The 15151-nt window shown below is 70.2% G+C and carries 12 protein-coding genes; 5 read left to right on the top strand and 7 right to left on the bottom strand.

Annotated elements, in window-relative coordinates; all coding sequences use genetic code 11:
- From ACGFNH_RS29520 to ACGFNH_RS29510, 3 genes are all read right to left on the bottom strand, one after another.
- A partial coding sequence (locus ACGFNH_RS29520; protein ID WP_393658914.1) for an Ig-like domain repeat protein occupies positions 1-2069 on the bottom strand: 2069 nt, incomplete at its 3' end.
- Between the two features lie 547 nt (positions 2070-2616).
- On the bottom strand, positions 2617-3501 hold the full coding sequence (locus ACGFNH_RS29515; protein ID WP_393659199.1) for an RNA polymerase sigma factor SigF: 885 nt from the start codon (positions 3499-3501) through the stop codon (positions 2617-2619).
- A gap of 313 nt (positions 3502-3814) precedes the next feature.
- Positions 3815-3943, bottom strand: coding sequence for an LPFR motif small protein (locus ACGFNH_RS29510; RefSeq protein ID WP_393658912.1), 129 nt, complete (start codon positions 3941-3943; stop codon positions 3815-3817).
- A gap of 783 nt (positions 3944-4726) precedes the next feature.
- Between ACGFNH_RS29510 and ACGFNH_RS29505 the strand changes: the two genes are divergently transcribed.
- Positions 4727-6364 (top strand): IPT/TIG domain-containing protein, encoded by a 1638-nt coding sequence (locus ACGFNH_RS29505; RefSeq protein WP_393658910.1) that lies wholly within the window; start codon positions 4727-4729, stop codon positions 6362-6364.
- A gap of 52 nt (positions 6365-6416) precedes the next feature.
- Here the strand turns inward: ACGFNH_RS29505 and ACGFNH_RS29500 are convergent, their stop codons facing one another.
- Complete coding sequence (locus ACGFNH_RS29500) at positions 6417-7634, bottom strand: ANTAR domain-containing protein (protein ID WP_393658908.1); 1218 nt, start codon at positions 7632-7634, stop codon at positions 6417-6419.
- A gap of 506 nt (positions 7635-8140) precedes the next feature.
- Between ACGFNH_RS29500 and ACGFNH_RS29495 the strand changes: the two genes are divergently transcribed.
- Positions 8141-8218, top strand: coding sequence for a 50S ribosomal protein bL37 (locus ACGFNH_RS29495; RefSeq protein ID WP_370454205.1), 78 nt, complete (start codon positions 8141-8143; stop codon positions 8216-8218).
- Between the two features lie 73 nt (positions 8219-8291).
- On the opposite strand, the gene ACGFNH_RS29490 is transcribed toward ACGFNH_RS29495, so the two are convergent.
- The 3 genes from ACGFNH_RS29490 to ACGFNH_RS29480 form a co-directional block, all read right to left on the bottom strand.
- Complete coding sequence (locus ACGFNH_RS29490) at positions 8292-8804, bottom strand: ATP-binding protein (RefSeq protein WP_393658906.1); 513 nt, start codon at positions 8802-8804, stop codon at positions 8292-8294.
- A 385-nt stretch (positions 8805-9189) separates the two neighbouring features.
- On the bottom strand, positions 9190-10482 hold the full coding sequence (locus ACGFNH_RS29485; RefSeq protein ID WP_393658904.1) for a PucR family transcriptional regulator: 1293 nt from the start codon (positions 10480-10482) through the stop codon (positions 9190-9192).
- A gap of 304 nt (positions 10483-10786) precedes the next feature.
- A complete protein-coding gene (locus tag ACGFNH_RS29480) occupies positions 10787-11560 on the bottom strand; it encodes a thioesterase II family protein (RefSeq protein WP_393658902.1) in 774 nt (257 codons plus the stop codon).
- Positions 11561-11847: 287 nt separating this feature from the next.
- Between ACGFNH_RS29480 and ACGFNH_RS29475 the strand changes: the two genes are divergently transcribed.
- From ACGFNH_RS29475 to ACGFNH_RS29465, 3 genes are all read left to right on the top strand, one after another.
- A complete protein-coding gene (locus ACGFNH_RS29475; RefSeq protein WP_393658900.1) occupies positions 11848-12699 on the top strand; it encodes a metallophosphoesterase family protein in 852 nt (283 codons plus the stop codon).
- Between the two features lie 119 nt (positions 12700-12818).
- Positions 12819-14309: an NDP-hexose 2,3-dehydratase family protein gene (locus tag ACGFNH_RS29470; RefSeq protein WP_393658898.1), complete on the top strand. Its 1491-nt coding sequence runs from the start codon at positions 12819-12821 to the stop codon at positions 14307-14309.
- Positions 14293-15075 (top strand): NAD-dependent epimerase/dehydratase family protein, encoded by a 783-nt coding sequence (locus ACGFNH_RS29465; protein ID WP_393658896.1) that lies wholly within the window; start codon positions 14293-14295, stop codon positions 15073-15075. The genes ACGFNH_RS29470 and ACGFNH_RS29465 overlap by 17 nt, the downstream gene beginning before the upstream one ends.
- Positions 15076-15151: the final 76 nt, after the last annotated feature.

Below are 15151 nucleotides of genomic sequence, written 5' to 3'. Positions count from 1 at the left end.
ACGGACGGATCCGGCGCCGAAGACACAACGGTGGTCGTCGACACACGACTGACAGTCTGCGAATCCGAACCCGTCGAAGACGCAAAAGCAGCACTGCCGCCATAGGTGGCCGTGACCGTGAACGGACTCCCCGTCGACGACACATACGCATGCGTGACGGTGGCGGTACCACCGCTGAGCGTGCCGGTCCCAGTGGAACCATCGCCGAACGCAAACGTCACCGTCCCGGTAGGCGTACCCGTCCCTGGGGCCACCGGAGCCACCGTCGCCGTGAACGTCACCGGCTGACCCGCCACCGACGGATCCGGCGACGACGTCACGGTGGTGGTCGTGGACACACGAGTCACCGACTGCGTGTCCGTACCCGTAGACGGACCAAACACGGGGCTGCCGCTGTACGTCGCCCTGACCTGATAGGGGCTGCCCGCAGCGGACGCATAGGCATGCGTGATCGTGGCCGAGCTTCCCGACAGCGCGACCGTGGCCGTCGAGCCGTCGCCGAAGTCGAAGATCACCGTCCGCGTCGGCGCACCCGTCCCCGGGGCGACCGGGGACACATTGGCCGTGAAGGTCACCGACTGGCCCGCGGCTGACGGGTCGGGCGACGACGTCACCGTGGTCCTCGTCGCGGTGGCGGTCCGGGGCTGCACGGTGTGAGGATCGATGCCGATGGAGGAGGAGAACGTGGCACTGCCGCTGTAACTCGCCCTCACCAGATACGGACTTCCCGCAGCCGCATACGTGTGCGCCACCGTCGCCGTACCACCGCTCAGGGCCACCGTCACCGCAGCAGTGCCGTCACCGAAGTCGAACGTCACCGACCCCGTCGGCGTACCCGACCCCGGATCAACCGGAGCAACCGTCGCCGCAAACGTCACCGCCTGACCCACCACCGACGGATCCGGCGACGACGTCACCGCAGTCGTCGTCGCGGTGACCGGCTGAGCCTGCACGGTCTGGGTGTCGTTGCCCGTCGAGGGGGCGAAGGACGCGTCGCCGCCATACGTCGCTGTGACCGTGTGCGATCCCACGCCCAGCGCACTGGTCGACACCGATGCCTGACCGCCCACCAGCGGCGCCGTCATCGGGGCACCGCCGTCGATGACGAACGTGACCGTTCCCGTCGGCGTACCCGAACCGGGCGCCACCGGGGCGACGTTGGCGGTGAGAGTGACCGACTGGCCGGCCACGGACGGGTCCGGAGAGGACGTCACCGTGGTCGTCGTGGAGGCACGATCGACCGTCTGGGTCATCGTTCCGGTGGAGGGATTGAACGCGCCGTCACCGCTGTACTGGGCTGTGACGGTGTGCGGTCCGGGCGTCAGCGCACTGGTGGTGACCGTCGCCCTGCCCGCGACCACGGGTGCGGTGAGCGTGGGCCCGCCGCTGATGGTGAAGGTGACGGTACCGGTCGGGGTGCCGCCACCCGGCCCGGCGGGGGCAACCGTCGCGGTGAAGGTGACCGCCTGTCCTGGCACCGACGGATTGGGCGAGGGGGAAACCGTCGTCGTGCTGGCCGTCCTGCCGGGCAGGCTCGTATGGATGCCTGTGTCGGCGGACGGGAAGAAGTTGGGGTCGCCGGTGTACGTGGCGACGATCGTGCGAGGGCCGGTCCCGAGGGCCGTGGTGGTGGCGGCCGCCTGGCCGCCGACGAGCGGCGCGGTCAGGATCGGGCCGCCGACGACGTAGAACGTGACGTTGCCGGTGGGCGTGCCCGCCCCGGGTGGCACGGCTGCGACCGTGGCGGTCAGGGTGACCGGCTGCCCCGGCTGGGACGGATTGGGGCTGGTGGTCAGCGTTGTCCGGGTGCCCGCCTGGACAACTGCCTGGATGGTGCTGCCCGTCGACGAGGAAAAGGTTCCGTTCCCGCTGTATGTGGCGGTCACCAGATGCGGGCCCGCTGTCAGCCCGGCAGTGGCGGTGGTGGCTTTGCCCCCGACGAGGGGTGCGGTCAAGGTCGGGCCGCCACTGATGTTGAAGGTGACGGTTCCGGTAGGCGTGCCCGGTCCCAGGGCGACGACGTTGGCCGTCAGGCTCACCGTCTGCCCGAAGACGGTGGGATTCGGCATCGTGGAGACCAAAGTGAGCGTGCCCGGCATATGGCCCTCCGAGTTACTGAGGTGGTCCGCTCATCACCGGGCGCACACAAGGAAGGCTTGTACCGGAGAAGCGGGACCGACGCTGGCAGATTCGTGGTGTCGGCAGAGCGCAGCTCCGGGCAGGCGGTGCGTGGCGGCTTACCGGCCGGTTGTTTCAGTAGGCACGCACACCGCACCGCCAGGCCATAGCGCTGACAGCCAACCACACGATCGGTCGAGCGCTTCGGGATCGGCCCGGCGCGCGAAAGGCGCACGGACGGCGGATTTCCCGGAAGGCCGAAACCCTGGATACCACCGGATGCGACCCCGTGGATCCAACGGCCAACTCGTTCTACTGACGGGCGAATTCGTGACGCTGCGAGCGTGATGCACGAGCTACGGCACGCCCCCATGCGAGGCGGGAAGTGACGGCACCGAGGGAAGGTCGATGACGGACACGGAGAGGGCGAGGACACACGTCGGCCCGGGGGCGGTCGTCAACCCCCGGGCCGGGCGCGGTGCTGGTAGGTGTCGGGCACTACGACTGCGTGAGCATCCTGCTGCGGAGTCGGCGAAGAGTGCGGGAAAGGAGCCGCGAGACGTGCATCTGCGAAATACCGAGCTCCTCACCGATCTGGGACTGGGTCATCTCCTGACCGAATCGCATGCTCAGGATCCGCCGGTCCCGCTCGCCCAGTTCGGCGACGAGCGGCTTGAGCGCCTCCAGATCCTCCACACCGATCAGCGCCGGATCGTCTTCACCGACATGGTCGGCAAAGGTGGAAGAGGCATGGTCGTCCCCGCCCTCGTCGAGCGGGGCGTCCAGAGAGGAAGCGTTGTAGCCGTTGCTGGCCACGATGCCCTCGATGACTTCTTCCTCGCTCAACTCCAGGTATTCGGCGAGTTCCGTGGGGGTCGGATCGCGGTCGAGATTCTGGGAGAGCTGCTCACCGGCTTTCGCCAGCTCGATGCGGAGCTCCTGTAGCCGGCGCGGGACGTGTACGGCCCAACTCGTGTCCCGGAAGTACCGCTTGATCTCGCCCACGATGTACGGGATCGCGAAGGTGGTGAACTCCACCTCGCGCGAGAGGTCGAACCGGTCGATCGCTTTGATCAGTCCGATCGTGCCGACCTGCACGATGTCTTCCATTTCATCGGACCGGCTACGGAACCGCCCCGCGGCGAAACGCACGAGAGAGATGTTGAGTTCGATCAGCGTGTTTCTGGCGTACTGATACTCGTGCGTGCCCTCCTCGAGGAGAGCAAGCCGGTCGAAGAACTGCTTGGACAGCGCCCTGGCATCCTTCGGCGCGACCTCCGTGGCATCTTCGATCCACGGCAGCGTTTCCTCCCCGGACTCGCTCGCTCCCGCGGAAAGGTCCGGACGCCGTTGGACGTCGACCGTCTGCAGGATTTTGGTCATGTAGGTCCGCCCTCCTTCTTGCAGAACCGATGTGACGTGCCAGCGAGTGCCCCGTCTTCTCGAGGTCAATCCAAGATCGTTCAGTGAGCCGCGCCTCACTGCCGGCAGCGCTGCCACCGCGTCAGGTTTCCCGCCATCCGCTGCGTGCAGGCGACTTCGGCCGCATGGCCGGCGCCACCAAGTCACGCCCATGAACGTACGGACGTGAACGTTCGGACGTGGGTGTACGGACGTGGGTGTACGGACGTGGACATACGGATGCCGGGGGCCGGTCCGTCCGGCCCCCGGCACAGGGGGATTCACACGCTCCGGTTCACGCACGCCCACGTGCGGAACGCGAGGCTCCGCCGAAGAGCCGCGCGAGTGCGCGGAAGGGAAGGGTGACGACGGTCGCAATGGCGCCGCCGATCTGGCGGAGTACGTCGGCGATGGCACTGAACACGAGAGCTCCTCACATGAGGTGTGATCTGTTTCTGGTCAGCGAGTTGCCGCACACGAGTCGGCCAAACCTGCCACAGCGATGTGGCCGGATCCGCACCTCACAAGGCCTCCTGCCGTACGGTCACGGCGAGCAACTCCGGCAGGTGGCGCACCCGAACCAACCTGCTGCCGAAGCAGAGGGGCCCGAGAGACATGGAGGGCCAGAGGGGCCAGAGAGGCCCGAGAGGCCCGCGAGGCCCGCGAGGCCCGCGAGGCAGAAGGGGTGGCAGTGGACGGAGTGGCTTCGGAGCCGCCCACCACCGCCCACCACCGCCGCCCACCACCGCCGCACGCGCCGCCGGCACCGGACGCCGCGCAGTGCGCCGTGACCCGTAAGGACCGTACGGGGAACGGCATCCCGTGCTGGACTCATGCCCCTTTGCGCCCGGGTCGTGCGCTGAGCCGAACGGGTACGAGCGGCACCGCGGGTGTTGCCCCGGTGCCGTCCGCGGTGGGTCACTTGAGCACACCGCATGAGTGGGTTGCCCAGCCCCGCCGGATCTGTCGGACCGATCTCGGGAGGTGGGTTGTGAGCGGCTCTTCGTCTCAGCCCTCGTCGCGTTCCTTCTCCTCGCCTCCACCACCGCGGTCGGGTGGCAGGGCGGATTCACCCTCGCCCCAACCCTCTTCCCCCTCTTCCGTACCTCCCTCCGTACCTCCCTCCGTACCTCCCTCCGTACCTCCGTCCGAACCTCCGTCCGAACCGCCGCCTGAACCGTCCGGCTCCGCGAAGGAGAGAACGCCGGTGCCCGCGCTCGCCGTCGCCACCGTTCCGGTGGGGCGCCTGCCACGGGGTGTGGCCGTGGGGCCTGTGGGGCGCCGGGCGTACATCGCCAACAGCGGGTCCGGGTCGGTCAGTGTGATCGACACCGGCAGCCTGGTCGTGGCGACCGCCTTCGGCCCGGTCGCCTCACCGGCCGGTGTCGCGTCCGTACCCGAATCGGTCTCCCCGAGCGTGCTGGAGGCCCTGCTGTACGTCGCCGACAGCGGCAGCGACACCGTCACGGCCCTCGACCGCAGCTCGTACGCCGTCATCGGCAGCATCTCGGTGGGCATCGACCCCTCCGCGGTGGTCGTGGGTCCCAGCGGGCTGCGGGCATATGTGTCCAACTCCGGTTCCGACACCGTCACCGTCATCGACACCCTCACGAACACGGTCACCGCCACCATCCCCGTGGGGCGGCGCCCCTCCGACGTGGCCGTCCACCCCAGCTCGTTCCTGGTGTACGCGGCCAATCAGGACAGCGACAGTGTCAGCGTCATCGACCGCTCCACGGACAGGGTCGCCGACACGATCAACGGCCTGTCCTCCCCCATCGGTCTGGCGATCACCCCCGACGGCTCCACCTTGTACGTCGCCAACAACGGCGCGGATACCGTCAGCGTCATCGACACGGCCGAGAACGCCGTGGCCGCCACCATCCGTGTCGGCAGCCGCCCTTGGGGCGTGGCGATCTCTCCCGACGGGCACCGCGCGTTCGTGACCAACAACGGTGCCGACACCGTCAGCGTCATCGACACCGATTCCCGTTCGGTCGTGGCCACCGCTCCCGTCGGCCGCCAACCGACCGGCGTGGACGTCAATCCGACCGGGCTCGCGGTCTACGTGGCCAACACCGGCTCCGACTCTGCCAGTGTCATTCAGGTCCTCAACTCGATGAGCCCGAACCGCGGCCCGATGAGCGGCGGCACCACGGTGACCATCACCGGAACCAATCTCGCGAGCACCACGCGGGTGGCCTTCGACTCGGTGTCCGCCACGATCCTGGCCAGGACCGCGAATCAGCTCACGGTCGTCTCCCCGCCCGGCGTGGGCGTCGCCCAGGTCACCGTCACCACAACCGGGGGTACCAGCAACCCCAAGCCGTTCTTCTACTACCCGGGCGGCGACATGCAGTCGCTGGATCCCCTCTCCGGGCCCGCTACCGGCGCGAACACCGTCACCATCCGCGGTGACCTGCTCGATACGGCGACGCGGGTGTTCTTCGGTGAGATCCCGGCGATCCCCCGGATCGTCTCCAGCGAGGAGATCCAGGTGACCGCACCGGTGGCGATCACCGCCGGGATGATTCCCGTCAGCGTGACCACTGCGGGCGGCACCACGCCGAGTCTCGCGTACACCTACGTCAACGTCCCTCAGGTGAGCGGTCTGAGCTCCACCAGCGGCAGCATGTTCGGAGGGGCCGTGATCGCCGTCACCGGGCGGGAACTCGCCACGACCTCTCTGGTCACGGTCGGCGAACGCACGGCCCGGTTCAGCGTCGTCTCCGACACTCAGCTCGCCGTCGTCATCCCTTCGGCGATCGATACGGGCACGGTCCCCCTCACCGTCACGACGGGAGGCGGCACCGCGACCGCGCCCACCGGCTGGACGTACATGTAGAGCTGCTGACGGGCGGGCTCGGCGGGCGGACTCCCAAGGCGGCGTCAGGTGTTCAGTGGCTGGTCGCGCTCCGGTGGAGGTGCTCGAGCGCGTCCCGGACGGCCGTGCGCTCGTACCAATCCAGCCAGGTGCCCACCTCCGAGCCGATCGAGGTGAGCCGACGCTCCTGGCCGTGCGACAGCAGCTGGCCGGGACGCGGGAGGTGCACGGAGAACACCCCGAACACCCGCCGGGAGTGGCCGGTCATCGGAATGCTGTGCACGGTCCGCGAACGAGCCGCCAGCAGTGCCTGACGGCTCGCCTCGGGAAAGACCGGGTCGGTGGCGACGTCGGCCATCACGTACTCCCGGCGTGACGCGGCCTGGAAGCAGGCGGTCTCCTCGCCGTCGACGTGGGCGAAGAAGTCCAGGAAGTCCTGGTCGAAGCCGTGATGGTGGTGCATCTCCAGGCCGCCGCTCGGTCCGGTGAGCTGCAGGTCGCCCAACTCGCTGTCCGAACACATGAGGGCTTCGCTGAGTACGGCCCTGACCGTGTAGCCGTGGCCCTCGCTGCCGCTGCGGAGGAACCCGAGCGGGGGCGGCCCCGTACGGTCCCGCCGCGCGAACCACACCCGGCTGCCGTTGTCCGGGCCGGGGAGACGGACCACCGCATCGGCGATCGTCCGCAGCTTCACATTGGACCGCTGCGAGGCGTCCCTCAGGAGCGCGAACGCGGCCTCGCCGTCCTGCAGTCGGTATCTCTCCTGCAGGATGCCCTGCGCCTGGGCGATGAGCGGGCGGGTGCGTGCCTGTCTGCGGAGGTGGTGGATCTCCTTGCGCATCCGGGCGGCCTGCTCGGCGGCGTCCGGCTTCACCTCGACACCGTTGACCGCATCCCGGGGGCGGGGCTTGGGTGTGCCGTTGACCTTGCACGCCTCGACGGCCGCGTCGACCGTGCCGAAGACGTCCATGGCCTGGGTGGCCTGCGTGACCTGAAGGATCTGTACGACGAGGGGGGAGGGTCCGGCGAGCAGCAGGCGGCGTCCCTGCTGGGCGAGCAGTTCGGCGTGCTGGACCAGCGCGCGAACCCCGGCGGCGGACAGCAGCCATACCTCACTGACGTCGATCACCACATGAGCGAAGGTGCCGTCGTCCCCGGCCATCAGGGCTTCGCGGAGAATGCGTTCGTTCGCGACATCGATGCTGCCCTGGGCGCGCAGCAGTCGCACGTGACGGACGTCAGGCCCGAGAGGCACCGCGTGCACCTGGAGCGGGGAGACCTCGAAGGACATTGCACACCTCCGCGAGGTACCCGACCTAAGGTGACCGGATACTCGCAATACCCACCAGATCACCAGAAGCTGCCCTGGTCAACACCGGCCGACCATGGAGTGCGGGCGCCGGTGATCGGCCGCGCATGCGTCCCGACGCCGGCAGGCGTGTCGGGTCCGTACCGCACGGTGACATCCTGCACCGGCCTGTAGAGGAATGCCGTGGAAACCGGGGAAAGGCGTTTGGGCTTCGGCCTGTCGGTGCACCCGGCGGATGGCCGGCCGGGACCGTACGGTGCCGGGGGGCCTGGCGTCGGCCGGTTCGGACAGCAGCCGACCGACGCCTCATACGTCGCTCGCCCGGGCGGGGCCGCTCTTGTGGCGGCTGATACGGGTGGGGTGCATGAGGTGCCTCATGGGTGGAGTGGCGCTGCGGGACCTGGGTATGCGGTCCTTCATCGCCCGGTGCGATACCGCTATGAATGGGTGGGAAGTCGGCAAACCCACCGAATGCGAGAGGAGACGGGATGTCGTCCAAGCGACGCCGCAAGAAGAAGGCCAGGCGCAAGAACGGGGCCAACCACGGCAAGCGGCCTCAGTCCTGAGCATGAGGGCCCCCGCACTTCGGGTGACGGGGGCTCTGGTGCCCGGTACTGAGCGGGCGCGGCGACGGGCGGGTCACGCCGCCCGGGATCGCCGCTCGGAATCCAGCAGGCACACGAACCACACGTGCTTTCCCGGCAGTTCCGGCTCCTCCCCGGCGGCACTCCCGGACCATCCCCATGCATCGGTGCAGGCGTCCACCAGCGCGAGACCGCGGCCGTGCTCCGCCGCCTCCTCCTGACCGGCGGCCGACGGCCGGGGCCGAGGCCGGACGGGGCTGCCGTCGAAGACCTCGACGAGCACGTGATCCGGCCGCCGGTGCCAGCGCACCTGTACGGGTCCGCAGGCGTGCTGGACGGCATTCGTCACGAGTTCAGTGACGGCGAGCTCCATGGCGTCCGCAACGCCCGCCACGGTCAACAGGCCCCAGTGTGCGAGGACTTGGCGGGTCGCCGTACGAACCCGGTGGGCGGAGGTGGCGTCGGATTCCAGGTCCAGGGTGATCACCCGCGTGCGGCCGGACCGCGCCGCGCATGCGCGTACGAGCGCGGGTGGGGGTGCGGGTGCACGTCCTTGTGCGATCGCCATCGAACAGCCCTCCTGCACGGGTGCGCGCGCCCTGACCGGGCGGTCACGCCTGATGAGGTGCTGTCCTCCACCGTGCGGGCGCGGCGCCGCGCTTCCCATGGCGCGCGGGCCAAATGCGGCGCCGCGGGTTGGCCCGCCGGACCAGGGACGCCGCGTCGCCGGGTGCCTCGAGCGGTGACCGTCCCCCCTCGCCCGCACGAAAGCGGCGGACAGCCCCGGTGGAACTCCGCGCCGACAGCGTCGACCTCGATGATCGACACATGCCGTACGGCTGCTGCTGCGGGACGCCGGCACCTGTGAGGCCGACACCGATGGAGACGAGCACGGACGACCGGCCTGGACGCGGACACCGACGCAAGGCTGACCGCCGTGGCCGACCCCGGCCTCACGCGGTGTCGGGCAGGGTCCTGGCGAGTTCCAGGGCCATCAGCAACTCCAGCGGATTGTCACGCGTGGAGCCCGGCAGCAGTTCGTCGGCGCGCTTGACCCGGTAGGTGACGGTGTTGCGCGCCACGAGCAGCCGGTCCGCGGCTGCGCGAAGACTGCGTTCCGTGGCGAGGTACACGCGCAGGGTCTCGCGCAGTTCCCGCATCCGCGCGTCGCCCGACGCCAACGGGCCGAGGATCTCGCGGACGAACCACCGGGCGTGTTCCTGGTCGGCACTCGCCAGCGCGGCGAGCCGCACCTCGCGGTAGTCGCACACCCAGTCGCCCCGCCCCAGCCGTGCCATCCGCTCGGCCTCGCGGGCACCCATGTGGCTGCGCCGCATGCCCGCGGGCCCGTGCGCGAGCGGGCCGAGTGCCAGGTGCAGCCCGTCGAACGGTCCGAGACCGGCGCGCACGGAATCGGCGAGGAGGGCGGCGTCCTCACCCGCGGGCAGAGCGAGCCACAGCCAGACCGCGTCCTCCCCCACCGGGACCGTCAGCAGGCCGCGGGCCGCAGTCGTACGGGCAAGATCGTCCGCGAGCCGGTGAAGGCGGTCGGCTGCCGTACGGGGCCCGGCGGGGCCGTCGGACCAGAGGATCGCGGCGATATGCGTCCTCGCGACGTCGTACCGCAGGCGGTGCGAGGCCGTCTCCTCGTCGATCCGCCGCCCCGCGACGATGTCCTCGACGAGCTGGCGGCGGGCGGCCTCGTCGCTGCCGCGCCAGCGGTCCCGTTCGGCGATGTACTCCTCGGCCATCACGCTGGCGTGCGCGTCCGCGTAGAAGAACAACAGCTCGTTCATGCGGCGCAGTTCGGCAAGGCGCCGGTCCTCGCCGACGTGGCACTCGACGGCCGTCGTGAGCTCCTGGGCCAGGCGGGCGTGGCCCAGTCGTACGCCCCGCAGGACACGGTCGAGCGGGATCCCGCGGCGCGCGAACTCCCGGTCGCCGTCCAGCGCTTCCTCGGTCATGGCCGACATGTCGCCGGCCCCCTCGTGGAGGAGCTGCCGCAGCGCCGCCAGGACGACGGATTCGGTCGAGCGCCTCAGGGTACGCAGTGGGCCCGGGCCACCGCCGTGCTCGGGCACCTGCTCGATGATCTCGTCGGCGATGGCGTCGGCGGTGCGCAGCGCCCACTGGGTGGGGCCGGGCCCCAGTACGGCTTCGGCCGCGGCCACGGTCGCCGGTGAACTCGAAGGTTCGACCGGCTCGGCCGGATCCGGCCGGAGCTGCAGGATCCACTCATGTGTCACGCCGGGTCCCATCTCGTCCGCCGCCTGTTCCAGCCTAGCGAGGCGGGCCCGGGCGGGCGTGCGTGCCCGCCCTTGCAGAACGGGGGTCCGCGTCCGGACGCACCGGGGCGTATCCCGTGCCCGCCCGCACCGGGCCACGCTCCACCACCCCGAGTACCCCTGCATCCCCAACGGAGTCGCCACCGGTCCTCCGGCGCAGCCTCAACCGGACACCTGAGACGGGTCGGGAGGGACTCGGGCAGCCGCGGAGGTGCGGCCGCCCGACTCCCGGGGCACGGCGGTCAGGCGCCCTGCGGTGCGGCGGTCAGGCGCCCTGCGGTGCGGCATGGGCGGTGAAGTGCTCCTCCAGCACCTTCATCACGTCCGCGGCACGGGTGTTGAGGTAGAAGTGCCCGCCGGGGAAGGTCCGCAGGTCGAAGCCGGCCGTGGTGTGCTTCTCCCAGTCACGGGCCTCGTCGAGCGACGTCTTGGGGTCGCCGTCGCCGACCAGCGCGGTGACCGGGCAGTCCACGGTGGCGCCCGGCTCGCACCGGTAGGTCTCCACCGCCCGGTAGTCACCGCGCAGCGAGGGCAGGATCATCCGGATCAGTTCGTCATCGCCCAGCAGCCGGTCGTCGGTGCCGCTCATCGCCTTGACCTCGGCGATGATGCCGTCGTCGTCGCGCTGGTGGACGTTCTCGTCGCGGTAGCGGGAGGGAGCGCGCCGGCCCGAGGCGAAGAGCCGGACCGGTCCGCCGCCCTCCCGTTCGAGCCGCCGGGCCACCTCGAAGCCGACGAGCGCGCCCATGCTGTGCCCGAAGAAGGTCAGCGGGCGGTCGTCCCCGTCACGCACGAGCACCTCGTACACGCGGTCCGCCAGCGTGCCGAGGTCGTCGATCAACGTCTCGTTGCGGCGGTCCTGGCGCCCCGGGTACTGCACGGCGACGACGTCGACGCGGGGGCTGAGGGCCGCGGAGACCGGGAGGTAATAGCTGGCCGAGCCGCCTGCGTGGGGGAAGCAGACCAGGCGGTGGGCGGCGTCGGGAGCCGGGTTGAACCGACGGCACCACAGGCCGTCGTCGGCGGGGGAAACGCTCACGCTGCTCGTCCGTCCTCTGTTAGCGGGTTCCAGTGGTCCTGAGCACTGGCTGCCTTGTGCGGTTGTGCGGCCACTATCCGGCACCTGCCGGGTCCGTACCGCCGCTGAGGGCCAAAGTCTGGGCGTTTCCCCTGTTCTTGGCCCGGCGGGGCGGCATTGCGTTGTGCGGCCGGGCGGGACGGTGGCTAAATCTGAACGCCGGACGCATATCGGGCGCCGGACGCGCAGCGAGGAGTTCCCATGCCCAGCACCACGGGTCCGCGGCCCGCCAGCGTGGCACCGAAGCGGTGAGCGCTGTCACGGGCGGCAGGCTGTTCGCGGTCGCTGACCTGCACGTCGCCTACGAGGAGAATCGTGCCGTCGTGCGGGACCTGCGTCCCTCCGATCCATCGGACTGGCTGATCCTCGCCGGTGACATCGGGGAGCTGACCGCGGACGTCGAGTGGGCGCTGCGGCTGCTCGCCGACCGGTTCGCGACCGTGGTGTGGGTGCCGGGCAACCATGAGCTGTGGACCCACCCCGACGACCCGGTGACCCTGCGCGGCGAGGCCCGCTACCGCGGTCTGGTCGAGCTGTGCCGGTCGCTGGGGGTGCTCACCCCCGAGGATCCGTACGTGCAGTGGCCGGGCCCGGACGGACCGGTGGTGATCGCGCCGCTGTTCCTGCTGTACGACTACTCGTTCCTGCCGCCGGGCGCCACCGGCACCGCCGACGCGCTCGCCCGGGCGGAGAAGGCGGGGGTCGTGGCCACCGACGAGTTCCTGCTGCACAGCGACCCGTACCCGGACCGCGCCGCCTGGTGCCGGGCGCGGCTGGAGTACACCCGGGAACGGCTGGAGGCGTGCCCGCCGGACCTGCCGACCGTGCTGGTGAACCACTTCCCGCTGGTCCGCGAGCCCACCCGCATCCTGCGGTACCCGGAGTTCGCGCTGTGGTGCGGGACCACCGCCACCCACGACTGGCACCGGCGCTACCGGGCGGCCACCGTCGTCTACGGCCATCTGCACATCCCCCGCACCACGTGGCACGACGGGGTGCCGCACCGCGAGGTGTCCCTGGGCTACCCGCGGGAGTGGCGGGCCCGCGGGAAACCCGATCCGCTGCTGCGCGAGATCCTCCCCCGGCGAGGTGCCCGATGACGCCGCGGATGCGCCGGCTGCTGCCGGACGGCGGCGGGATGCGGTGTCGCTGCCCCAGGAGTAGCCCGCACGGTCCGCGGCACGCGCCGCGGACCGACGATCCGATGTGAGAGGCAGCGATGCCCCAACTCAACGTGACCGGTCCCACGCCCGACACCGATACGGTCCTCGCCGCACGGCTGGCGGTCTCCGCGACAGCCCGGGGCGGCGAGGCGATGTCCGACGTCGAGTTCTTCGCATGGCTGGACGAGCGTCGGCGCAAGCACAGCCAGGAGGTGCGCCGCACCACCTTCGCCGAGATGTCCGGCTGGCACTTCGCCCCGGACACCGGTGACCTGGAGCACCGCAGCGGGCGCTTCTTCGCGGTGCGCGGACTGCGGGTGCGGACCGACTTCGGGCCGGTCCCGGAGTGGAGCCAGCCGATCATCCGGCAGCCGGAGATCGGCATGCTGGGCCTGGCGGTCCGCGAGATCAACGGCGTACTGCACTGTCTGCTGCAGGCGAAGTCCGAGCCGGGCAATGTCAACGGGATACAGCTGTCACCGACCGTGCAGGCAACCAAGAGCAACTACACCAGGGTGCACGGCGGTTCGTCCGTGCCGTACCTGGACTGTTTCCGCGAGCCGCAGGCGCGGGGCCATGGGGTGCTGGCCGATGTGCTCCAGTCCGAGCAGGGTTCGTGGTTCTTCTGCAAACGCAACCGCAACATGATCGTCGAGGTCGGGCCCGAGGTGGAAGCGGGCGAGGACTTCTGCTGGTTGACGTTGCGTCAGGTCAACACACTGCTGCACTACGAGAACCTGGTGAACATGGACGCCCGCACGGTGCTGTCCTGTCTGCCGGACTGGCACCACGCCTCCGGCCCGGCACCCGGCATCCACTCCGATGTGGCGATCCGCAGCTGGATCACCACGCAGCAGAGCGAACGGGAGGTCAGCGCGGCCCTGTTGCCGCTGCGCGAGGTGGAGGGACACGGCTGGTTCCGCACCGAGGACCGCATCTCCCACGAGCGCGGCCTGTTCTTCAGCATCGTGCCCGTGGACGTCGTCTCCAACCGGCGTGAGGTGGCGTCCTGGTCGCAGCCGCTGCTCGAACCGCACGGCACCGGTGTGGTGGCGATGCTGATGCGCCGGATCGACGGCGTACCTCACTGCCTGGTGCACGCCCGCGTCGAACCGGGCTACGTGGACGTGGTCGAACTCGGCCCCACCGTGCAGTGCACCCCCGAGAACTACGCCCATCTGCCGGCGGACCGCCGCCCCCGTTTCCTCGACCTGGTGGAGAGAGCCCGCCCGGAGCAGATCCATTACGACACCTTGCTGTCGGAGGAGGGCGGCCGCTTCCTGCACGCGCAGAACCGCTACATGATCGTCGAGGTGGACGGCGAAGCCCCCGCCGATGTCCCGGACGAGTACCGGTGGGTGACGTTGCGTCAGCTCGGTGAGCTGCTGAAGTACAGCCACTACCTCAACGTGCAGGCGCGGACCCTGGTCGCGGCGCTGCGTACCGTCGCGGGCATCGCACCCGGCCTGCCGGAGGCCGCGGTCGGGCTCGGCGGACTCGGGGGCACCCTTCCTGGCATGGGAGTCGGTCGTGCGGATCATCGGTGACGGCTTCCTGGGCCGCAATCTGGCTGCCGCTTTCGGCGAGCGCTTCCCGGACGTGACGGCCATCGCCTCCGGAGTCTCCAGCACGGCCACCGCGGCCCTCTCCGAGTACGACCGCGAGGCCCAGGTCCTCTACGACGCACTGGAAACGTGCCGGCAGGAAGGGACGCGGCTGCTGTTCTTCTCCACGGCCTCCTTCTCGATGTACGGCTTCCCGGACGGCGAGGCGGCCGAGACGGACCCCGTACGGCCGCCGAACGCATACGGGCGGCACAAGCTGGCCCTGGAGACCGTCGTGCGCTCCTCGGGAACCGACCACCTGATCCTGCGGCTGAGTCATGTCGTGGGCCGTCATCAGCGACCGCACCAGCTGCTTCCCACCCTCGTCCGGCGCATCGGAGAAGGTGAGGTGACGGTCCTTCAGGGGGCACACCGGGATCTCCTGGATGTACGGGACCTGCTGCATGCGATCGGCCGGCTGCTGGAGGACGGGGTCACCGGCGAGGTGCTGAACGTGGCGTCCGGAGTCCCGCAGCCGGTGGAAGCGATTGTGACGGCGATCGAGCAGCGCCTGTGCGTGACGGCCCGCCACGTCCGCCGCCCGGGCTCCCCCGCGATCACTCGCGCGTCCGTGCACCGGCTGCGACGGCTGGTGCCGGACTTCCGCGCCGGCGCCTCGGACGCCGACTATCTGGGGGCGCTGCTGGACGCGTATCTGCCGTACTACACGGACCTGTCGAAGGACTTGGCGGGGCTGTCCGGCCGGTGACGAGGGAGTCGACTGCGAGATTCCCTAGATATCCCCCGCGGGCGCGGACTGGACGCGGTTCCTCCGCCTAGCGTGT

It is taken from the genome of Streptomyces sp. NPDC048639 (assembly GCF_043199075.1).
GTDB lineage: Bacteria > Actinomycetota > Actinomycetes > Streptomycetales > Streptomycetaceae > Streptomyces.
This window is presented reverse-complemented; position numbering and strand designations above follow the sequence as displayed.

Excerpts from the sequence above, each read along its gene's own strand:
- ACGFNH_RS29515 (WP_393659199.1), bottom strand. The coding sequence starts at position 3,501 with ATGACCAAAATCCTGCAGACGGTCGACGTCCAACGGCGTCCGGACCTT.
- ACGFNH_RS29500 (WP_393658908.1), bottom strand. The coding sequence starts at position 7,634 with ATGTCCTTCGAGGTCTCCCCGCTCCAGGTGCACGCGGTGCCTCTCGGG.
- ACGFNH_RS29495 (WP_370454205.1), top strand. The coding sequence starts at position 8,141 with ATGTCGTCCAAGCGACGCCGCAAGAAGAAGGCCAGGCGCAAGAACGGG.
- ACGFNH_RS29490 (WP_393658906.1), bottom strand. The coding sequence starts at position 8,804 with ATGGCGATCGCACAAGGACGTGCACCCGCACCCCCACCCGCGCTCGTA.
- ACGFNH_RS29470 (WP_393658898.1), top strand. The coding sequence starts at position 12,819 with ATGCCCCAACTCAACGTGACCGGTCCCACGCCCGACACCGATACGGTC.